At 37.3% G+C, this 22,546-nt stretch carries 21 protein-coding genes; all 21 read left to right on the top strand.

What is annotated here, in order from left to right; translation table 11 throughout:
- The first annotated feature begins 135 nt into the window (after positions 1–135).
- Entirely contained in the window at positions 136–843 is a 708-nt protein-coding gene (locus tag FJQ98_RS06535) for a CpsD/CapB family tyrosine-protein kinase (RefSeq protein WP_053594281.1), read from the top strand.
- 21 nt (positions 844–864) lie between these two features.
- A complete protein-coding gene (locus FJQ98_RS06540) occupies positions 865–1,626 on the top strand; it encodes a tyrosine-protein phosphatase (protein ID WP_343069287.1) in 762 nt (253 codons plus the stop codon).
- A 372-nt stretch (positions 1,627–1,998) separates the two neighbouring features.
- On the top strand, positions 1,999–3,537 hold the full coding sequence (locus FJQ98_RS06545; RefSeq protein WP_075807217.1) for a lipopolysaccharide biosynthesis protein: 1,539 nt from the start codon (positions 1,999–2,001) through the stop codon (positions 3,535–3,537).
- Positions 3,538–4,003: 466 nt separating this feature from the next.
- Positions 4,004–5,065: an acyltransferase family protein gene (locus FJQ98_RS06550; RefSeq protein ID WP_053594283.1), complete on the top strand. Its 1,062-nt coding sequence runs from the start codon at positions 4,004–4,006 to the stop codon at positions 5,063–5,065.
- 177 nt (positions 5,066–5,242) lie between these two features.
- Entirely contained in the window at positions 5,243–6,040 is a 798-nt protein-coding gene (locus FJQ98_RS06555) for a TIGR00282 family metallophosphoesterase (protein ID WP_053594561.1), read from the top strand.
- Positions 6,041–6,866: 826 nt separating this feature from the next.
- Positions 6,867–7,133 carry a stage V sporulation protein S gene (locus FJQ98_RS06560; protein WP_053594284.1) on the top strand — a complete coding sequence of 89 codons (267 nt, stop codon included), beginning with the start codon at positions 6,867–6,869 and terminating at the stop codon, positions 7,131–7,133.
- 268 nt (positions 7,134–7,401) lie between these two features.
- Entirely contained in the window at positions 7,402–9,141 is a 1,740-nt protein-coding gene (locus FJQ98_RS06565; protein ID WP_053594285.1) for a 2-oxoacid:acceptor oxidoreductase subunit alpha, read from the top strand.
- Entirely contained in the window at positions 9,141–10,007 is an 867-nt protein-coding gene (locus FJQ98_RS06570; RefSeq protein WP_053594286.1) for a 2-oxoacid:ferredoxin oxidoreductase subunit beta, read from the top strand. Before FJQ98_RS06565 ends, FJQ98_RS06570 begins: the two co-directional genes overlap by 1 nt.
- Positions 10,008–10,456: 449 nt before the next feature.
- Positions 10,457–11,164, top strand: coding sequence for a lantibiotic protection ABC transporter ATP-binding protein (locus FJQ98_RS06575; RefSeq protein WP_053594287.1), 708 nt, complete (start codon positions 10,457–10,459; stop codon positions 11,162–11,164).
- 1 nt (position 11,165) lies between these two features.
- Positions 11,166–11,894: a lantibiotic immunity ABC transporter MutE/EpiE family permease subunit gene (locus FJQ98_RS06580; protein ID WP_053594288.1), complete on the top strand. Its 729-nt coding sequence runs from the start codon at positions 11,166–11,168 to the stop codon at positions 11,892–11,894.
- A gap of 3 nt (positions 11,895–11,897) precedes the next feature.
- Positions 11,898–12,653: a lantibiotic immunity ABC transporter MutG family permease subunit gene (locus FJQ98_RS06585; RefSeq protein ID WP_053594289.1), complete on the top strand. Its 756-nt coding sequence runs from the start codon at positions 11,898–11,900 to the stop codon at positions 12,651–12,653.
- 28 nt (positions 12,654–12,681) lie between these two features.
- Positions 12,682–13,344 (top strand): response regulator transcription factor, encoded by a 663-nt coding sequence (locus FJQ98_RS06590; protein ID WP_053594290.1) that lies wholly within the window; start codon positions 12,682–12,684, stop codon positions 13,342–13,344.
- A complete protein-coding gene (locus tag FJQ98_RS06595; RefSeq protein WP_053594291.1) occupies positions 13,332–14,756 on the top strand; it encodes a sensor histidine kinase in 1,425 nt (474 codons plus the stop codon). Before FJQ98_RS06590 ends, FJQ98_RS06595 begins: the two co-directional genes overlap by 13 nt.
- 175 nt (positions 14,757–14,931) lie before the next feature.
- Positions 14,932–15,309: an ELKS/Rab6-interacting/CAST family protein gene (locus FJQ98_RS06600; protein WP_241774539.1), complete on the top strand. Its 378-nt coding sequence runs from the start codon at positions 14,932–14,934 to the stop codon at positions 15,307–15,309.
- Positions 15,310–15,563: 254 nt separating this feature from the next.
- Positions 15,564–16,652 (top strand): ABC transporter substrate-binding protein, encoded by a 1,089-nt coding sequence (locus FJQ98_RS06605; RefSeq protein ID WP_053594293.1) that lies wholly within the window; start codon positions 15,564–15,566, stop codon positions 16,650–16,652.
- On the top strand, positions 16,642–17,478 hold the full coding sequence (locus FJQ98_RS06610; RefSeq protein WP_053594294.1) for an alkaline phosphatase family protein: 837 nt from the start codon (positions 16,642–16,644) through the stop codon (positions 17,476–17,478). The genes FJQ98_RS06605 and FJQ98_RS06610 overlap by 11 nt, the downstream gene beginning before the upstream one ends.
- A gap of 297 nt (positions 17,479–17,775) precedes the next feature.
- Positions 17,776–18,618, top strand: a complete 843-nt coding sequence (locus FJQ98_RS06615; protein WP_198926866.1) for an ABC transporter permease — start codon at positions 17,776–17,778, stop codon at positions 18,616–18,618.
- A complete protein-coding gene (locus FJQ98_RS06620; protein WP_053594295.1) occupies positions 18,618–19,403 on the top strand; it encodes an ABC transporter permease in 786 nt (261 codons plus the stop codon). The genes FJQ98_RS06615 and FJQ98_RS06620 overlap by 1 nt, the downstream gene beginning before the upstream one ends.
- On the top strand, positions 19,400–20,401 hold the full coding sequence (locus tag FJQ98_RS06625; protein ID WP_053594296.1) for an ABC transporter ATP-binding protein: 1,002 nt from the start codon (positions 19,400–19,402) through the stop codon (positions 20,399–20,401). Before FJQ98_RS06620 ends, FJQ98_RS06625 begins: the two co-directional genes overlap by 4 nt.
- Positions 20,398–21,183 (top strand): DeoR/GlpR family DNA-binding transcription regulator, encoded by a 786-nt coding sequence (locus FJQ98_RS06630; RefSeq protein WP_053594297.1) that lies wholly within the window; start codon positions 20,398–20,400, stop codon positions 21,181–21,183. Before FJQ98_RS06625 ends, FJQ98_RS06630 begins: the two co-directional genes overlap by 4 nt.
- Positions 21,180–22,187 (top strand): histidinol phosphate phosphatase domain-containing protein, encoded by a 1,008-nt coding sequence (locus tag FJQ98_RS06635; protein WP_053594298.1) that lies wholly within the window; start codon positions 21,180–21,182, stop codon positions 22,185–22,187. Before FJQ98_RS06630 ends, FJQ98_RS06635 begins: the two co-directional genes overlap by 4 nt.
- The last annotated feature ends 359 nt before the right edge of the window (positions 22,188–22,546 follow it).

Below are 22,546 nucleotides of genomic sequence, written 5' to 3' on the forward strand. Positions count from 1 at the left end.
GTTTTTTTATTGTTAGATATTTTTTTGATAATGAGTACTGTTTAGAAAAACTATCTCATATATAAAATGGAGATAGATCCTTTCTGAAATTCTAAAAATCGAATTTATTATACTAATGTGGAGGAGGAACTATTTATGTTTCGTACTAAGAAAAAGAGAAAGCTGCTAACTTTGGCACGTAAATTAGTTACTGTTTATGATTCTAAATCAATTTTATCTGAACAATTCAGAACAATTCGAACAAATATTACTTTTTCTTTATGCGAACAAGATGAAAAAACAATGCTTATTACATCATCTATACCGGGTGAAGGTAAATCAACAAATGCTGCAAATATTGGTATTGTTTTTGCTCAGGAAGGAAAAAAAGTATTGTTGGTCGATGCCGATATGCGTAAGCCAACAATACACCATACTTTTCACTTAACGAATACGGTAGGATTATCTAGTTTATTAATTCGACAGAAAATCCTTGAAACTATCATTCAAACCACTTCTGTAGAAGGGCTTTCTGTTATTACGAGTGGCCCAATCCCACCCAACCCAGCAGAATTATTAGCATCTAAAGCTATGAATGAATTTTTTGAAACAGTCAAAAAAGAATTCGATATCGTCATTTTTGATGCGCCTCCGCTGTTATCTGTTACGGATGCACAAATTCTAGCAAATAAATGTGATGGTACTTTACTTATAGTAAATACAGGTGTTGTAGAAAAATTAAATGTGATAAAGGCGAAATCAATACTCATAAATGCTCAAGCAAAAATTCTAGGTGTCGTTTTAAATAATTATGTATTTCCTCGTAATCATCATTCTAATCAATATTACAATTCAATAGAATAGGGGGATTTGAAGGTGATTGATATGCATAGTCATATTTTATTTGGTGTAGATGATGGGCCAAAGGATTTTGATGAAGCAATCAAATTGTTAGAGCAAGCTACTAGAGAAGGCATTACAACTATAATCGCAACATCACATATCAAACATCCTCTATATAGTGTGGATTATGAGGTTGTTAAGGAGCAGGTTGAATGTTTACAGGAAACAGTAGAGGAACGAAAACTACCTTTAAACCTTTATACTGGCCATGAGGTAAGATTGACAGAAAATATGTTGGAGCTTTATGAGATGAAACAAATCCACACATTAGCGAACTCAAAGTATTTATTAGTTGAACTGCCTAATAATATGATCCCCTTTTATACAAAGAAGCTTATTGTATCACTAGTGGGGGCAGGTATTACACCGATTATTGCACATCCTGAACGAAATCGAGCAATTATTGAAAATCCAAAGCGACTAGAGATCTTAGTGCGTGAAGGGGCGCTTTCTCAAATAACTGCAGGGAGCTTGACAGGACAATTCGGTAGAAAAATTCAACATTTTTCAATGGAATTAGTGCGCTCCAATCTTGTTCACACATATGGGTCAGATGTACATAATTTAAGCACGCGACCTTTTCTATTTAATCAAGGGCTAAAAATTTTAGAGAAACATAAAGAATTTGAAGCTGTTGATTATTTACTAGGAAATAATGAAAAGATAGTAAGAAATGAGCGAATAATACCTTATGAACCAGAGGATATTATTCCAAAGAAATGGAGGCGTATATTTAAAAATTAAGTTCTATTTTAACTTCTTTATAGCAAATTTTTTTCGTAGCGAAAGTGAAACGTCAGAACGTCTATTATGCCGAGGCATAATGGATGTCTTATTTTCTTAAATAAATGTGGGTTATCATTGACGAAAAGCCCTCATCAATAAACTCCCTGCTTATACATGTCTTCATGTGATCAAGTTGTTTTTCTAATAGACTTTTAATAATAAGCTTTAGCAGAAGCTAAGGTTGTTTTAAGCATGGACAAATTTAAAAATCAAATGACGAAATAGGTGAGTATTGATATTTCTAAGTTACTAATGAATAAATAATAGATTAAATTAATATAATAAGTGATTGAATATCATAGAGTGAGCGCAAAAGGAGGGACTGGGAAAATGAACGAAATAAGAACGGCTGCGATTTTTTCCTATGTAACTATCTTTTGTACTTTTGTTGTTTCTATAGTGTATACACCATTTATGATTCGCATACTAGGGCAAGAAGAGTATGGTTTATACTCATTAATGATGGTACTTATTGGCTATTTCTCGATTTTAGATTTAGGATTCGGTAATGCGATTGTTCGTTATATATCGAGAAATCGTGCTCTTGGTGACAAGAACAGTGAAGCGGAATTAAATGGATTTTTCCTGAAATTATTTATCTTAATTGGTCTGATTGCAATTGGAATTGGAGTAATTTTATATTCACAAGTCGACAATATTTTTGGAGGCAGCTTATCCGATCATCAATTGGGGAAAGTAAAAATGATGATTATTTTTATGACCATTAGTTTAGCAGTGCAATTTCCATTAAGCGTATTTTCTTCAATCCTACAAGCGTATGAACGATTTATTTTTATTAAACTAGTATCTTTAATACAGGTGATCATTCAACCAATTACGATGCTGATTTTCCTTTTACAAGGTGCTGATTCTGTTACGTTGATTGGTATTGTTGCGGTTTATAATACGTTATTTATCCTAGTAGATGCATTAATTTGTATGAAAATTCTTGATGTAAAATTTACTTTTACAAATAGTAATCAGAACTTGCTAAAAGAGATTTGTCTCTATGCATTTTTTATTTTTGTCACTGTAATTGTAGATAAAATTTATTGGCAAACGGATCAACTACTTTTAGGTATTTTAAAAGGCACTGTAGATGTGGCTATTTATGCGATTGCCATCCAGATTGTTATGATTTTTATGTCATTGGCACTAGCTATTAGCAATCTCTATTTGCCTAGAATATCTATACTCGTTACGCAAGAAGATGGTCTAATGCATATTAATCATCTATTTAAAAAAGTAGGATCGATTCAGTTTTTAATAGTTGGATATGTTATGGGGGGGTTCATACTTTTTGGAAAAGATTTTATTGCGCTATGGGTCGGAAAAGAGTTTCTACAAGTTTATTATATTGTATTGATCATTATGATCCCTTTCACAGTGGACCTTATTCAGAATTTAGGATTGAGTGTCTTAAAAGCGAAAAATTTATTTCGATTTAGAACAATTCTATTAATCTGTATTGCTTTGTTAAATCTGATGTTATCAATTCCCGCTATTAAATATTTTGGTTTACTAGGAACAGCAAGTATAACAGCATTATCATTGTTAGTGGGTAATGGTGTCATTATGAATGTGTATTATCACAAAAAATTAAAATTAGATATCAAAGGTTTTTGGCTGAATATATCAAAATTAATGATCGCTCTCTTTTCCTCAACAATTACCATGAAGTTACTATTATTTATATTTAATCCGAATATTACATGGGTTTCTCTCATTAGTTATATAATTTTATATGGCATACTTCTATTTCTAACTCTCTTTGTGTTTGGAATAAATGCTCAACAAAGAAAAACGCTAATCCATGTTGCAAAAAGTAAAATTCCGAACTTATTAACAAGAAAAGTGGAACGGGAATAAGCAAAATGCATAATTTATTCTCTTAAACTATAGCTCCAATGATTTACTTTAACTTCTTTCAGCACATGTCTTTTGCAGCGAAAGCGAAGCAACAACAACAACAACACACGACTGAGTGACCAACACCATGTTTTTGCTGTCTTTTTGCCACCTCATGAACATCCTTTTGCAAGAGCAGAGGAATTAGTCGAAGAGGCGCGTAAAACGTCACCGTTAGTTCGTTTATTTCCACGATAATGGCCACAAGTGAGAAAATTGCACTCGGCTGGCATTTAGATGCGAAGGCAGTTGAGACCCCACAGGAGCGAAAGATGAGCGACGAGAAGGCTCAGGTCACTCCTGCTGTGGAATGTGCAGTCAAGTACATATTTTGGTGAAGAGCCAAATTTCCCATCGTTTTTAAGTAGAGAATAGAAGCACTTTATATAAAGACACATTGATTGCTTAGAAATGGTGGGTGGGAAAATTGAAGCCAGTTGTAAAAGAAATATATTTATTAAGATTTGTAGCTTGTCTGGGGATTGTGTTCATGCATGCAATCACGTTAGCATTGGACATGTATGAAATTGAAGGAAGTCAACTTTTCATTGGACTGACAGCTGTTCAACTAGCATTAATGTTTGGAACACCCATCTTTATTTTTATATCAGAGTTTGTTATCGCTTATTCCTACCCGGAGCAAATGCCAAAGGGGTTTTATAAAAAACGTTTTCACTATATTTTTATCCCTTTTCTAATAATAGGTATTCTTGACGCAGCTTTTCATAATAATACTGAATTTGAAAAGAAAATCATTTTAAATATTTTTGAAGGTGACTTTCATGGTTACTTTATCGTCATTATCTTTCAGTTCTATTTTTTACACCCATGGTTTGTGAAAAATATTGCATCGAAATTTTCAGCTAGTAAAGTAATAATAACCGCGTTTTTCATTAATTTTGGATATTTAGCTTTTTTTAATTTTTTAAATCCAGAGAAGTATCTTTATTTTATTCCTCATGTGAAACTGGAATGGGGATTTTTAAATAAAATGCCGTTTCCTGCATGGATCGCTTATTTTGTAGTTGCTTATTATTGCGGCAAAAACTATGAGACGTTCCTAGCCTTATTGCAGCGCTTCCGAAGACAATTATTCATTTCCTTTTTTATGACGCTGATCATTTTACTCGCTTTCCATTTTTCTGGCTTAATAAGTGAAATGTATTCAAAGAGAGTGGATGTTATCTTCTATACACTAAGTATTGCATGTTGCCTGTTTTTTATTGCGAGTAAAATGCGTAAAATGCCTCAATTTGTTCTATTGATTAGTCGTTATTCCTTTGGTATTTACTTATTACACCCATTTTTCAATCTACTAGTGAGTGATATTTTAAAGAACCATACGGAAAACGTGAACATTTTTTTTGCCATTATGATGTCATTTATTGTAAGTGTTACTTGTTCTATTCTTCTTACGTATCTATTGAACAAGTGGAGATTTGGTGCTTATATAGTAGGAAGGGTAAGTGGTGGTACAAGAAACAGCTAAAACATTGTATCGATTATAGAATTTCATCGGAAACTGTTGTTTAAAAGTAGTAAGAGCATCCTTTGCACAAATCATTAATAGCAGTTTTCAATTGGGAATTTGGATTATATTTTGCAGTTCACCGTGGAAAAGTGCTAAACTAAAGGGTGCTAATTAATGAAAGAGTGGTTTTGGAAAATGAAAGTTTTATTTATAGGAGATATTGTAGGTTCAATTGGTCGAGATGCGGTGGAAAAATATTTACCCCGCTTAAAGAGAAAGTACAATCCAGACGTTGTTATTGCAAATGGAGAAAACGCAGCAGCGGGACGTGGGATTACGCGTAATATTTATAATGACCTATTGCAAATGGGTGTAGATGTTATTACGATGGGTAACCACACTTGGGATAATAAAGATATTTTTGATTTTATAGATGATGCAGATTATTTAATACGCCCTGCAAATTTTTCAAGTGAGGCACCAGGTAAAGGCATGATGCAAATTTCAAAAAAAGGCGTTACATTATCTGTTATTAATTTGCATGGTCGAGTGTTTTTACCTCCTCATGAGGACCCATTTGCGATGGCAGAGAAATTGATCGAAGAAGCACATAAAACGTCACCACTTGTATTCGTGGATTTTCATGCGGAAGCGACAAGTGAAAAGATTGCCCTTGGATGGCATTTAGATGGAAAGGCCTCGGCAGTCGTTGGTACACATACACATGTGCAAACAGCTGATGCACGTATTTATCCAAATGGAACAGCCTATATTACGGACGTTGGTATGACAGGTCCATACGATGAAATTTTAGGGATGACGAAGGAAAGTGTCATTTATAAATTCCAAACAAATATGCCATCTCGTTTTGAAGTACCTAAAAAGGGACGTGATGTGTTAAGTGGTTTCTTTGTAGAGATTGATGATAAAACAGGAAAAGCTCTACATTGTGAGCGAGTTTATATAAACGAAGATTATCCGTTCCAAGCATAAGAAGAGAAACTATTGTGTATTAATAAATGCACAATAGTTTTTTTGTTTAAAAAATTGTTGTGTCAATAAAAATAAACTATCGTATTAAATAAAATATGACTCTTCGGCAAAACGAGGGGTTGATTTCCGCTCCGACTGGGCGCTTTCCTGGGGGCGTCCGATGAGCCGCTTCACTCGCGTTGCTCGCTCCAGGGTCTCATCTGTGACGCTAATCCCCAAGGAGTCGCCCAGTCTCCGCTACAATCAACCTCTTCACTTAGCATGTATTTTCTGGCATGTTAATCTAATTTATAGGGATAAAATCAAGCTTCAACAAGATGTCGTTATTTGTGCGAAAGCGAAGCGGCAGCAAAGACATATATACAATTACCTTAACTGTTATAAGTTTCTATTCTGAATAGAGTAACCATCAAGGTTCACTTTTGAATTCTTAAATTTTATAAAAGTTCTACACTATTGTTGATTGCAGTGGAAGGCTACTCGACTCCCGTGGGATAGCGAGACAGGCGAGACCCTGCACGGAACGAATGTTTTCCGTGCGAAAGCGAAGCGTCAGCAACAAAGCGAGTAGCCTGGAACGGAAATCATCCCCTCGTTCTGCAAAGGAGCCCAAGTTATTTAAAATGGCACCTTTATTTCATTGACAAAGTAATTTTCTAACGGGAATTTTCAGTCTTTTTCGATTGTTTCAATATATAAGAAATGAAAATAGTCTATTTTCTTCTTGCCGAGCATAAAATGACCTACGGACAATAACTTGAGGTCCAAAAAGGGGGACATGAGTTGTTGAGCGTAAACACTATTCGCGAAACGGGGAGGAATAATTGTGGATTCATTAAAAGTATCATCACGCTCTAATCCAAATTCAGTTGCAGGTGCATTAGTCGCGGTAATCAGAGAAAAAGGGCAAGCAGAAATGCAAGCAGTTGGGGCAGGTGCACTTAACCAAGCCGTGAAAGCAGTGGCCATTGCACGCGGATTTGTAGCGCCAAGTGGCACAGATTTAATTTGCGCACCGGCGTTTGCCGATATTTTAATTGCTGGTGAGGAACGTACAGCCTTAAAGCTTCTTGTAGAAAAGCGTACTCGATAAAAAAGTTATGAAGTAAAATGCCTTGCACATAATAAGCTGCAAGGCATTTTTTCGTTTTGTATAGTAGTAGCCGATTCCGGACGCAATTATGCCGAGGCATAATTGATTATTTAGCTGATTTGAAAATTACAACTTTTTGAACAGGATTTTCAGTCAAAGGTCTGATTTTCGTTTAAAACGTGGAATAACAATAGTGCAGACCGTTTCTTCGTGTTAAACTTATGAAGGAAAAATAAATAGTACACATTGGATTTAAGGAGTTGTTGACATGTTACATCAGCTTTCATGGAAAGTCGGTGGGCAACAGGGTGAAGGGATTGAAAGTACAGGGGAAATTTTCTCAATGGCAATGAATCGTTTAGGTTACTTCCTATACGGTTATCGTCATTTCTCTTCTCGAATTAAAGGTGGCCATACGAATAATAAAATTACAGTTCGTCCAACAGAAGTGCGTTCAATTGCGGATGATTTAGATATTTTAGTAGCGTTCGACCAGGAAACAATCGACGTCAATTATAAAGAGCTAACAGAAACAGGCGTTATTTTAGCTGATTCAAAATTTGATCCAGTGAAGCCAGAAGATTCAAAAGCGCCATTATTTGCGGTACCTTTTACAGAGGTAGCGGCAGAGCTTGGCACTTCGTTGATGAAAAATATGGTGGCAATCGGAGCAACAGCTTCATTGCTGAATTTAGAGGACGCAGTGTTCCAAAATGTTGTAGATGATATTTTTGGCAAAAAAGGCGAAGAAGTTGTTCAGAAAAATATGGAGGCCATCGCACGCGGTCATGAATTAATGAATGAGCTTTTAGGCAATCGTGTAGGTGAATGGGCTTTAGCACCAGCAGATGGTAAACGTCGTATGTTCATGATCGGGAACGATGCAGTTGCACTTGGAGCACTTGCAGCTGGGACACGCTTTATGGCAGCCTACCCAATTACACCAGCTTCTGAGATTATGGAATACCTAATTAAAAAATTACCGAAATTCGGTGGTACGGTTATTCAAACAGAAGACGAAATTGCTGCAGCGACAATGGCAATTGGGGCAAACTTTGGTGGTGTTCGTTCCTTTACAGCTTCTGCTGGTCCTGGTCTTTCATTAATGATGGAAGCACTAGGTCTTTCAGGTATGACGGAGCAGCCACTAGTTGTTATTGATACTCAACGTGGTGGTCCATCAACAGGTTTACCGACAAAGCAAGAGCAATCAGATCTAATGGCAATGTTATATGGTACGCATGGTGAAATTCCGAAAGTTGTGATTGCACCTTCTACAATGGAGGAAGCATTCTTTGACACAATCCAAGCGTTTAATATTGCAGAGGAACTACAATTACCAGTTATTTTAATGACTGACTTGCAATTATCTCTAGGTAAACAATCTGTTGAACCATTTGATTACAATAAAATTGAAATTCGTCGCGGTAAAATTGTCACTGACGACATTGAAGAAGTGACTGATAAAGCATACTTCAAACGCTATGAAAATACAGAAGACGGCATTTCACCGCGTGTATTACCTGGTACGTTAAACGGTATTCACCATGTAACAGGGGTTGAACACGATGAAACAGGTAAACCATCTGAAGCAACTGGTAACCGTCAAGTACAAATGGATAAACGTTTCCGTAAGCTAGCTGCATTGAAATTTGATACTCCAGTGTACTCAAATGCGCCACACGAAGAAGCAGATATTTTATTGGTGGGCTTTAACTCAACTCGTGGAGCTATTGAAGAAGTACAAGAGCGATTAAATGCTCAAGGTATGAAGGTGAACCATGCACACATGCGTTTAATTCACCCATTCCCATCTGCTGAGGTGGCACCACTTGTAGCAAAAGCGAAAAAAGTAATCGTTGTAGAAAATAACTACACAGGTCAATTAGCAAATATTATGAAGATGAATATTGGTGGTCACGATAAAATCGAGACTATTACAAAATATAATGGTACACCATTCTTGCCAGGTGAATTAGAAAATCGTGTGAAGGAGTTGACTCGCTAATGGCAACATTTAAGGATTTTCGTAATACAGTGAAACCAAACTGGTGCCCAGGCTGTGGTGACTTCTCTGTACAAGCAGCGATTCAGCGCGCCGCGGCTAACGTTGGTATTGAACCAAACGAACTAGCTGTTATCTCAGGGATTGGCTGTTCAGGTCGTATTTCAGGTTACATTAATTCATACGGTTTCCACGGTATTCATGGTCGTGCATTACCGATTGCACAAGGCTTAAAAATGGCTAACCGTGATTTAAACGTTATTGCTTCTGGCGGTGACGGGGATGGCTTTGCGATTGGTATGGGTCATACAATTCATTCTATCCGTCGAAATATTGACATCACGTACGTTGTTATGGATAACCAAATTTATGGTTTAACAAAAGGGCAAACATCTCCACGCTCTGCTGCAGGATTTATTACAAAATCTACGCCAGGTGGTGCGATTGAACCATCATTAAAACCATTAGAAGTCGCTTTAACAAGCGGAGCTACATTTGTAGCACAAGGTTTCTCAACAGATATTAAAGAGTTAACCGCTATAATTGAAGCGGGCATTAATCATAAAGGCTTCTCATTCATCAACGTATTCTCACCTTGTGTTACTTATAACAAAGTGAACACGTACGATTGGTTTAAAGAAAACTTAACGAAGCTTGCTGATATCGAAGGCTATGATAATTCTGACCGTAGTATGGCAATGCGTACAGTGATGGAGCATGAAGGTTTAGTAACAGGTATTATTTATCAAGATACTGAAACAACTTCATATCAAGAAAAAGTACCAGGCTATTCAGAGCTACCATTAACGGATATTGATATTAAAATGAGTGAAAATGATTTTAATGATTTAGTGAAAGAATTTATGTAAATTCAATTTTATATAACATTAAAAAAGCATTTGGGATTCCTCCAAATGCTTTTCGTGTTTTTGAAAGACTGTTATGTCAATGAAATTAAGATATTAAAAAATTATTATTTTGTCGCTACGTTAGCACTACGCTTTCGCACATTTGAAACATTGATAAAGTTTTGTTTTATCCTTATAAATGAGTAGATATATGCTCTGTGAAGTGGTTGATTGGAGTGGAGACTGAGCGACTCCTCGGGGATCAGCGTCACAGATGAGACCCTGCAGCGCAGCGAAGCGGCTCATCGGACGCCCCCAGGAAAGCGCTCAGTCGGAATGGAAATCAACCCCCTCGTTTTGCCAACCAATTTGATTTTTATAGGGTTGTTCTTCAAAAAATTCTCGAAATCCTTATAAAATCCTTATAATCATTTTCTACACTATAATCATCGAAAGGAAGATGATTATAGATGGAAGATATTATTTTACAAACTGAAAATCTTAGTAAAAGCTTTAAGGGGCAAAAAATTGTAGAGGACTTGTCGTTGACGATACCTCGCAATACTGTTTACGGTTTACTCGGTCCTAACGGTGCTGGGAAATCAACAGCGTTAAAATTGATAACAGGGATGCTGCGTCCGAATGCAGGAAAGATACTTTTTAATGGACGTGAATGGAATCGTAATGATTTAAATGACCTTGGTGTATTAATTGAAACACCACCGCTTTATGAAAATTTAACGGCAAGAGAAAATCTCAAGGTTCGAACGATTGCCCTCGGATTGCCACAGTCACGTATTGATGAAGTATTAAGAATCGTAGACTTGACCAATACAGGAAAAAAACGAGCAGGACAATTTTCCTTAGGGATGAAACAGCGTCTAGGAATTGCTATTGCGCTATTAAACTATCCAAAGCTTTTAATTCTTGATGAGCCGACAAATGGTCTCGATCCAATCGGCATTCAAGAACTTCGAAAGCTGATCCGATCTTTTCCAGAGCAAGGCATTACAGTCATTTTATCTAGCCATATCCTGTCAGAGGTAGAGCAGGTCGTTGATGAAATTGGCATCATTGCAGGAGGAAAATTAGGCTATCAGGGAGTTGCCCCACAAGGTCAGGAATTAGAATCATTATTTATGCAAGTAGTGTCTGCTAATAGAAAGGTAGGCATGTAACATGATTTCAATTATGAAAGCTGAAAGATTAAAATGGAAAAAGACTTTTATTATTAAATTAGTTTGGCTAGCGCCTATTGTTGCGATATTACTAACTGCAGTATTAATGGGAGGAAAGTTTTTTCAAAGTGGTGCTTATAACTTTTGGTATACAATGCTCCTACCAGGTGCTCTGACGATATGTTGTGCATTAGCTGTGGAAAAAGATGCTAAATTGAAATATCATAGTATTCTCGCAATGCCGATTGATCTGAAGAAGATTTGGTTTGGCAAAATACTAGCATGTAGTGCCTGGTTGTTAGTAACTACGCTTATTTTCTTTGTAAGTATAACTGCTAGTGGAATACTTTTTGGCACTAGCTATTCTTTAACAAGTAGTCTTACAGGTAGTTCGTTAATTTTCTTAACGCTATTATGGCAAATTCCATTTTGTCTATTTCTTGCGACAAAATTAGGCACTTATATGGCTATTTTAATTAATTTAGTTGGCAATATTTTTGGCGTGGTTGCATTTGCTGATGGAGAGTTTTGGTATAGCGTACCTTATGCCATTACAGCAAGATTAATTTGTCCAACACTAGGGATATTACCAAATGGTCTGCTAGTGCCTGAAGGAAGTCCATTATTGAGTATGTCGGTTATAGTTCCGGGCTTACTGATTGCTTTAGCTTGGTTTGCGTTAATTAGCTACTTTACTGCACGTTGGTTTCAGAAAAGAGAGGCGAAATAGTATATGGTAATGTTAAGATTACTGAGAGCAGAGTTTCTTAAAACAAAAAGAACGCCATTTTTACTAATTCATCTCTTTGTACCTATTATTATTTCTGGTCTGTTTTTAGCATACTACACATATTCGCCATGGGATTTCAATGGGAAAGTATCAACCTATTTTCAGGCTCTCGCGTGTGGATTTCCGATTATAATTGGAGTAGTTTGTTCAATGATGTCGGAGCAAGAAGCTACTGCATGCCATTTTCAGGAGATGCTAACAGCTTCTAAAACAAAAATATTGGCCTTTTTAAGCAAGTTGCTACTGTTATTGTTATTTAGTTTTGGAGCAATATTACTGTCCATCGGTATTTTTAGTTTTGGTTTTATTGAACTTTTACATGAGGATACTTTTAGTTTTCAATTTTATGTAATAGCTGGATGCATTCTATTTGTAAGCTTTGCATTTTTATATATTTTACATTTTTTTGTTAGTCTTCATTTTGGTAAAGGCGCCTCCATAGGATTAGGTATTGTGGGATCACTATTAGTAGCCTTACTACTCACTGGATTAGGTGAAGGTATTTGGTCATTTATACCTTATGGTTGGGGCGGTCAGTTTGTTTCGTTATGGACAATGAAGGCGTCAGGGCTTGACCTATCAACGGTGGAAATAGGACTACAGGAAGGTATTATTGCTTCCGTTTGCGGAACATTGCTAGCGTTAGTATTATCTTGTTTATGGTTTTGGAAATGGGAAGGAAGAAAGTCTGATAATTAGGGTATGAAGAAATGATGAGGGTAGAAATATGGCAAAAATATTAGTAGTAGATGATGAAAGAGACATTTTAGTATTAATAAAAAATGCATTACTAAAAGATGAACATTTAGTAACGGCAGTCTCTGATGCAACAGAAGTAAGTAAAATGGATCTTGGTGCCTTCGATTTAATTTTACTGGATGTGATGATGCCCGAAATTGATGGATTTACTCTATGTGGCCAAATACGTCATGCTGTTGATTGTCCAATCCTTTTTTTAACGGCTAAATCATTGGAGGAGGATCTAATGTATGGTCTAGGTCTTGGTGCTGATGATTATATTATCAAGCCGTTTGGAATTGGGGGGCTACGTGCAAGAGTGAATGCGCATTTGAGACGCGAAAAAAGAGAAAGACGTAGCATTCTTTTTGTAGATAATGTTCACTTCAATCTATCAGGTAAAGAGCTGTTTGTAAATGAAGTGAAGGTAATGCTGACAAAAAGCGAATATGAAATATGCGAATTTCTAGCTCGAAATCGAGGACAGGTATTTTCTAAAGAAAAGATTTATGAAACTATTTTTGGATTTGATGGGAAGAGTGACAGTACAGCTATTACTGAGCATATTAAAAATATTCGTTCAAAGCTACATGCCTTTGAGATTGACGTCATTGACACTGTTTGGGGGATTGGATACAAATGGAGACAATGAAGCCCAATAAAGGAACACGCCTTCATACTTTTTTTCTTCGATATCTCCTTTTCCTAAGTTTAGGCACCATTCTGTTAGTAGTGTTGCTGATCGGTTTAACGATGTTTGCCTTTTCTACCAACATCGTATTACCAGCAAATTATGCAGAAACTCAAATTTCATTATCAAGAGATCGTATTGCGTCTAGTAGTACGGTTACAGCTGATATGATCCCAGACCTTGTTGATTACGCAGTCTTTTCTAAAGAAGGTAAACTTCTTGCAGGAAATCTTTCAGAGAAGGAAGCCTATAAAGCTTGGAATGCAATGAAAAAAGAGCAAACTCAAGGTATCTCCCAATTTTACTCGTTTATAGAGCGAGAAAATGAGATTTGTATATTACGGTATTATATATTGCCACAGTATCGTTCGGCTAATATGAGGGAATATTTACCAAATCCACAACTGTTAGATGTTCTATTATTTATTATAGGAATAATAACGCTAGTAACTGTCCTTGCGATCCATTTTGGAAGAAAGCTTAAGAAAAAAATGTTTGGTTTGCAGGAAGCGATTGAAAAAATACAAAATCAAAATTTAGATTTTACGATAAGCCCTTCAGGAATTCGTGAAATAGATGAAATATCCATTTCTCTTGAGCATATGAGAGAGGCTTTAAATAGCTCCTTAAAACAACAATGGGAATCAGAACAGACCCGTAGAGAACAAATTTCTGCTCTTGCCCATGATCTGAAAACACCTCTTACAATTATTCGAGGGAATGCAGAGCTTTTACAGGATACTGTTCAAGATGACATTCAAAAAGAATATAATAACTATATTTTGAAAAATACAATCGAAATAGAAAAATTCACGAAAGAGCTAATTGATTTATCGAAAATGGAGAAAAATATCGTTCGTGAAAAAACAAATGTTAAAGCGGATGCATTTATGACAGAAGTAGAGAATCAAATGAGAGCTCTTTCGTTGGAAAAAAGGCTACAAGTGGATGTAAAGAAGGAAATGATTCCTGCATTTATGTTTATCGATGAAGAACAGTTCTATCGAGCGATTTTAAATGTTATTGCCAATGCTGTGGAGCATACACCTGAAAATGGTAAGGCGACATTCACTGTGCAAGGCGCTGCTGATTTTATCCAATTTATCGTTACTGATAGCGGCTGTGGATTCTCTCCGAGAGATTTAAATGAGGCTACCAAACAATTTTATCGCGGAGATCCAAGTAGGAATGCAGGAAATCACCATGGCATGGGACTTTATATTGCTCAATCAATTGTTCAGAGTCATAGTGGCACACTGCTAATTGGCAATGATTTAACAACTAGTGGAGGAAAAGTGACCATTACAATCCCAATCAAAGAAGCGCACAGCCAGAACGGAAATCAACCCCACGCTATGATGACGAGCCTTTAACTAATAAAAATGGTTGGCTAACACACCTGGATAAAATATCTTGAGAAAAGAATGATTTTGGCAAATTTGCTAATATCATTCTTTTTTTGTTTTGGTAGAAAGGGAAAAAATGGGGAGCGTGTTCGGGCAATAGTATTGTAAAAAATGCTACAATAAAAGAAAAAAAGAAGAGGCGATGCACGTGGATAACGTCATTGATTTTATTGCAAAGAAAAAAGAACGCGAAGAAAGACAGCGGGCTCAGGATTTAGAGAGGTACGTTGCGACGCAATGTAATTTTCATCAACCAGAAAATATTGATGCACTTGTTGATGGAAAAATAATTGAGGTCAAAGACCATACGTTGTTTTTAGGTTTTCTCTCGATATTAAAAGATGAACAAATTGAGCCACTTGATATTTTTCAAGATGTTTTTACATTAGAGCCTGCTCGTTTTGAGATGTCCTACAATATGAGATGGTGGTCAGTTGTACAGCTTGCATTTACATTTTTAACAATTTTAAAGGAAAACGAGCCGCATACATATGCAGATTTTCTTGGTTTATCAGATTAATCTAGAGTGTGTGCACGTCTTGGGAAGATACATAAACGTGCGCATACAAACTAGATTCCCTCTTATCCCCACTCAAACAAATAATCATCTTTACAATTCCCCCTTAAATCAATAATTGTTCATAGATTTTCATAATTCCTTCATAATTTTTACTGAATATTTTAACGTCCTCCATACTTGCTTAATGTTTGTTTTCTAACATAACTGTTGTAAGGCAAATGAAAACAAACATAAACAAATGGAGGTTCCAACTCATGACAATTCAAAAGTTGTGGAAGAAAGGTCTAATCGGTGCATTAGCAATTTCAATGTTAGCAGCTTGTTCTGACAATTCATCTAGTTCCAATGAGGTAAAGAGTGATTTGACGCTTGAAGAGATTACGAAAAAAGCAAAAGAAGAAGGAACTGTAAATTCTGTCGGTATGCCAGATACGTGGGCTAACTGGGTGGAGACTTGGGATGAGCTTGGTACTGAATATAGCCTTAAGCATAAGGATTCAGATATGTCGAGTGCTGAGGAGTTAGCAAAGTTTGAAGCAGAAAAGGATGACGCAACTGCGGATATTGGTGACGTAGGAATTGCCTTTGGTCCGATTGCCAAGGACAAGGATTTAACATTACCGTACAAAACATCTTATTGGGATGAGATTCCTGACTGGGCAAAGGATGAAGAAGGACATTGGATCGTCGGTTACACGGGAACCATTTCATTTTTAACCGATAAAAACAACGTCAAAAACGCTCCAACTTCTTGGGAGGACCTTAAAAATGGAGATTACACTGTCAGCATTGGTGATGCTTTAACAGCGAACCAAGCACAGTTTGCTATTTTAGCAGCTGCTATGGCATTTGGCGGCGATGAATCGAATATTCAACCAGGGATTGACTTTTTCGCAGACTTAGCAAAGCAAGGCCGTTTACAAGGTGATCCATCTGTTGCGAATTTAGAAAAAGGAGAAATTGACGTTGCCATCTTATGGGATTTTAATGCGCTTGGCTATCGTCATCAAATTGATGAGAAACGTTTTGATGTGGTCATTCCATCAGAAGGTTCTGTAACATCAGGCTATGCAACGATCATTAATAAATACGCCAAAAATCCTCATGCAGCAATGCTTGCTCGTGAATACATTTTATCTGATGCAGGTCAAGAAAATTTAGCGAAGGGTTATGCTCGCCCAATTCGCGACAAGGTTCAATTGTCTCAAGAGGTTGAGGAGCTATTATTACCTGCAGAAATGTACAAAAATGCACAGCCAGTAAAAGACCAAAAGAAATGGGAAGAAACTACAAAACAAATTCCACAACTATATCAGGAGCAGGTATTAATTCATGCAAAATAATAAAGTTGTGTTAATTGTCGTAGATGCTCTTCGTTTTGATACAGCCTGTACCCATATGGGATTTATGCACCATTTAGTTGAACGCAAGATTGCAGCACGCTACAAAGTTTGTTCGGAGGTCCCGGCATTATCAAGACCTTTATATGAAACGATTTTAACGGGGACACCACCCATTGTACATGGGGTAACGAGCAATATGACAGTACGTTTATCCACGCAAAATAGTCTATTTCATTTAGCGAAGGAAAACGGTCTGTCCACAGCGGCAGCTGCCTATTATTGGGTCAGTGAGCTATACAATCGTGCACCATTTGTGCATATGGAGGACAGGCTACAATTAGATACTCAATTGCCGATTGAGAATGGCCTATTCTACTTTGAGGATCACTACCCAGACAGTCATTTATTTGCTGAAGCTGCATGGCTAATGGATCAAAAGCAACCAGATTTCTTGTATATTCATCCGATGAATGTAGATGATGATGGTCATAAATTTACAGCAGACTCAGCACAATATCGAAATCGTGTTTTAGCAGTTGATGCATTATTATCTTTATTTATTCCAAAATGTCTTGCACAGGGCTATGAAGTTATCGTGACGGCTGATCATGGGATGACGAGTGATGGTAATCATGGAGGCACGACAGCTGAGGATCGTCATGTACCAATGTTTGTTATTTCGAATCAAGTTAAAGTAGGCATTAAGGATGAGATTGTATCACAGCTACAAATTGCTCCGCTGTGCTGTCATTTATTGAATATCGAACCCTCTGATGAAATGGTTCCGCTGTTATTAGAGGGAATGCATTCATTAAACAAGGTTTAATTATTATTATTAATCCGGCGTGTTAGGGAAGCTTCCAGCAGGGAAATTAAGTAGCCTGTATTAAACAGGTTCTCTAATTGGCTCATCACTAAAAGTTGGGATGACATTTTTAAAATATAAGCAATGTATTAGTTGATTGGAGTGGAGGCAGGGCGACTCCTTGGGGATTAGCGTCACAGATGAGACCCTGGAGCGAGCAACGCGAGCCGGAACGGAAATCAACCCCACATTATGGTGATGAGCCTTCTAATTAATAAAAATGATTAATCTAAATGGCTCTATTAACTATAGAAAGAAGTGATTGTTTTGATTTCGAAGCGGCAAACAGTTGCCTGGCTTTCTCCTTTTCTAGTACTTGTCCTGTTATTTTTCTTAGTACCGTTACTGTATATGCTAATCACAAGCTTTCAAAATAGTGATGGATTTACACTTGCACAATATCAATCTGTACTAACGAATGATTACATTTTACAAGGCTTTAAAAATAGTATTACACTGTCTGTTATTTCAGCAGTCATTGCCTTAATCGTTACCTTATTCTCAGTATATGCGATTATGAGATTTTCTCAGCCAGTGCGCGAGAAAATTTTAATACTGACAAACTTAACGTCAAATTTCTCAGGTATTCCGTTAGCTTTTGCCTTTATCGTATTACTTGGCAATAGTGGGCTCTTTACATTGTTATTCGATAAATGGGGTATCAGCGCTTTATCATCATTTTCTCTTTATAGCTGGGGTGGCTTGTTACTGATTTATATTTATTTTCAGCTGCCGTTAGCCTTAATGCTTTTATACCCAATTTATGATGGAATTCAGCAACAATGGAAAGAGGCAGCGGCCCTGCTCGGAGCTTCTACATGGCAGTTTTGGATGAAGATTGGGATCCCTATTATGCTTCCTGGGATAGTTGGAACATTTAGCGTATTGTTTGCCAATGCAATGGGAGCGTATGCCTCAGCCTATGCGTTAACGAGCAGTAATTACAATCTAGTGGCCATTCGTATTGGCTCTCTTATTAAGGGAGATATTTTTGCCCAGCCAGAGTTGGCAAGTGCTATTGCTGTAATACTAGCAGTAACGATGGTGACGGCCATGCTGTTAAGCGAATGGAGCATTTCAAAAACAAGGAGGAAGTTATAGTGAAAAAAAGAGGCTTTGCTGATTTATTTTTCCTCCTGTTAGTGGTGTATTTAGTGTTGCCAGTTATTGCAACAATGCTTTATGCCTTTGCATCGAATTGGAATAAGACCATTTTGCCAGAAGGATTAACATTTAAATGGCTTGCTACATTATTTCAGGATGCAGAATTTATTCAGGCTTTTGGACGTTCTGTTTTATTGTCGAGTGGGGCTGTAATGATCGCATTGCTCGTTATCGTACCGGCCATTTTCGTAATCGTGTTGTATTTTCCAAAATATGAAAAATGGATTCAGATGGCAGTTGTTATGGTGTATTCATTTCCAGGAATTATTTTAGCAGTCGGGCTCATTCGTGTTTATAGCAAATTTGGTGTGCCGATGATTTTAGTCGTTTTAGGGGCCTATGTCGTCGGTATCCTACCATACATTTACCAAGGGACACGCAATAGTTTGCGGAATGTAGATGCACGACAGTTATTAGATGCAGCACAATTACTTGGAGCATCTAAATTGCAGGCATTTACAAAAATATTGTTACCTACTGTTTATCCAGGCTTATTTGCAGGTGCGTTATTATCGTTTTCCGTGCTTTTTGGAGAGTTTGTACTGATTAATCTTGTAGTCGGTTCTCGCTTTGAAACGGTGCAAATTTATTTAATGAAAAAGCTTAGTACAAGTGGACATATTGCCAGTGCAGTTGTCTTCATTTACATCGTTCTTATGGGCTTATTAACGTTCGTTATTGCAAGATTAACGAAACAATCGAAAGGTGCTACAAATCTATGAGTTATATTGTGATTGAAGGACTTCATAAAAAATATGGATTAACGACGGTTTTATCAAATATAGATATGAAGATTGAAAAAGGTGAATTTATAACTCTTCTAGGTCCGAGTGGCTGTGGTAAGAGTACCATTTTACGTATTGTAGCAGGCTTAACAGATGCATCTGCAGGAAAAATTATCATTGAAGGTAAGGATATGATGGGTGTTCAACCTAAGGATCGTCAAGTTGGCATGGTGTTTCAATCATATGCACTATTCCCAAATATGACGGTGAAAGAAAATGTAGCCTTTGGTTTACGCATGCAAAAAGTAAATCCTGCTGAAGTTGACCAACGTGTTCAAGAAATGCTTGCGCTTGTCCATTTATCTGAAAAAGTAAACGCATATCCGAAAGAATTGTCTGGTGGCCAGCAGCAGCGTGTTGCCCTTGCTCGTGCTTTAATTGTACGGCCAAAGGTGTTGCTGTTAGATGAGCCGCTTAGTGCGCTAGATGCCCAAATTCGTAAGAAACTACAAGCAGACTTACGAGCCATCCAAAAAAAGCTAGGTATAACGATGATTTTAGTAACACATGACCAAGAGGAAGCGATGGCCGTTTCTGACAGAATATTTGTCATGAATAATGGGATGATTGCACAAAGTGGAACACCTACTGCGATTTATACAAGTCCTGAAAATGAATTCATTGCTAATTTTATCGGTCATTACAATGTCTTTACGCGCCGAGCTCTAGAGAAAATGATTGGCGAGACATTGCCAAAAGAATACTCAAAGTTCGCGATTCGACCAGAAGCTATTCATCTCGATCAGAGACAGGGGGATGTTTGTATTACTGGAGAGGCGAAGCAGTCACTAATGAGCGGTAATGTTATTCGAACAACGTTAGAGGGAGAAGGTCTCTTTACGATGGAGCAGCTACACCAACGAGGGCATTCGTTTGAGCTGGGTAAGAAATATAAGTGTTATGTAGCGAAAGAAGATGTGATTGCATTATCATGACCTATTCAAAAATTGAACGTTTCGAATTTATTTTAAATCAGTTAGAGGTTGATGGGAAAATTGTTGTTGCCCATATTGCGGAAGAGTTACAAGTGGCACCAGAAACGATTCGTAGAGATTTTGATGAGCTAGAACAACAGCATTTATTAACGAGAGTACACGGAGGTGCTGTAAAGTATACGCACGTTAGAAATGAACCCGTGTTTTTGCGTAAGCTTCAAATGCAAAAAGACGCGAAACGCAATATAGCTCGTTTAGCAGCAAGACGTATATGTGATGGGGATACAATTGCCGTTGATACAGGTACAACGACCGTACACATTGCAGATTTTTTACTGGCAGTTGATGATATAACTGTCGTAACCAATTCCATCGCTGCAGCTGTACAATTTAATTTGGCTATTGAAGAGCGGAGAATGACGGGGAAGGTCATTTTACTTGGAGGAACAACAAATCCAAAGCAATCTTCAGTAGCAGGAGCTATGACATTAGAAGTGTTAAATAATATGAATTTTGATAAAGCATTTATATCATGCGGCGGTATTAGCGAATGTATCGTTTACGATTACGATTTGGATGAATCGTTAATTTCTAAAAAAATGCTTGACCATAGTAAAATGAACTTTTTACTAGCGGATGCATCTAAAATAAATGGGAAGTCCTTTTATCAAATTTGTCACATAGAGGAGTGCTCAGAAATTCTTTGTGATATAGCTTGTCCATCGGAGTGGCAAGCATATGAGGAAAAGTGGACGGTATGTAATGGAGGGAAAAGCGGATGATTGATTATCATGTACATTTAGAGGAGGGCCCATATTCATTTCGTTGGCTAGAGCGTACTTCTCAGGCAATTAGATTTTTTAATGAAGATGAAGTGACAGCAAAAGGTTCTAAAGCATTTGTGGAGTTGCAAATGCAGCAGTTGTCAAAGCGGTTACAAAGTGGCTGTTATAGTGAAGAATGGTTAGACTTATATCTACAACAGGCTAAACAGCTTGGTTTGCGCGAGGTTGGCATTGTCGACCATCTATATCGTTTTAAGGAGACGCGAGCATATTTTGAGCGTTATATGCAGTTGGATGACAATGAAGTAGGTAAAGTGCAGCGTTACTGGCTTGATCGTGTGATGACGGAAAGCATCGATGATTTTGTGTCAGCCATTAATCGAGCAAAGGAAAAGTGGAGTCGTCATGGTATTTCCTTAAAGCTTGGTATCGAGGCCGATTATTTTGTCGGTGGTGAGGAAGAATTAACTTCATTATTAGAAGGATATCCATGGGATTATGTCATCGGATCCGTCCATTTTGTGGATGGCTGGGGCTTTGATAACCCTCAAACACAGTACATATTTGAGGACATGGACAATGCTACTTTACAACAAAACTATGCACGATTTTTTGCTACAGTTGAAAAAATGATCCTCTCCAATATGTTTGATTTTGTGGCACATTTGGACAACTTTAAAGTATTTGACTATCAAGTGAAGAATACGGCTTTTCTTGACTCTTGGTATGAAAGAATTGCAAAAGCACTTGTGGCAACACAAACTGCCACTGAAATAAATGCTGGCTTATACTATCGCTATCCAGTAAAGGAAATGTGCCCCGGACCTCGTTTCTTACAAATATTAATTGATCATAGTGTAGCCTTTACAGTTTCCTCAGATGCGCATTTCCCAGACGATTTAGGCAAACACACCTTTGCCAATACAGATTTACTAAAAAGCTATGGCCTTCAATCAATTGTTGGGTTTGATCAACGCAAAAAACAATATATAGAATTATAATAAATGTCGCCGTTGATGGATATCTTCGGTGATTTTTTTATCTGGAAGAGGGCGATGAATAGGCTCGGCGAAGTGGCGGAGGGAATCTACGACGAAGCGACCGATGGAACCGCCAAAGTAACGGATAGAATCGTCAAAGTCGTGGATAGAATTTAAAGCGATGGATAGAATCGTCAAAGTCGTGGATAGAACCATCAAAGTGGATAGCCCTGGCAAAGCGACGGAAAGAACGGTCGAAGTGACGGAAAGAATTCGAAGCGCCGGATAGAACTGTCGAAGTGATGGAAAGAACAGGCAAAGCGACGGAAAGAAACGTCAAAGTGACGGAAAGAATTCAAAGCGACGGAAAGAATCGTCGA

It is taken from the genome of Lysinibacillus agricola, from assembly GCF_016638705.1.
GTDB classification, from domain to species: domain Bacteria; phylum Bacillota; class Bacilli; order Bacillales_A; family Planococcaceae; genus Lysinibacillus; species Lysinibacillus agricola.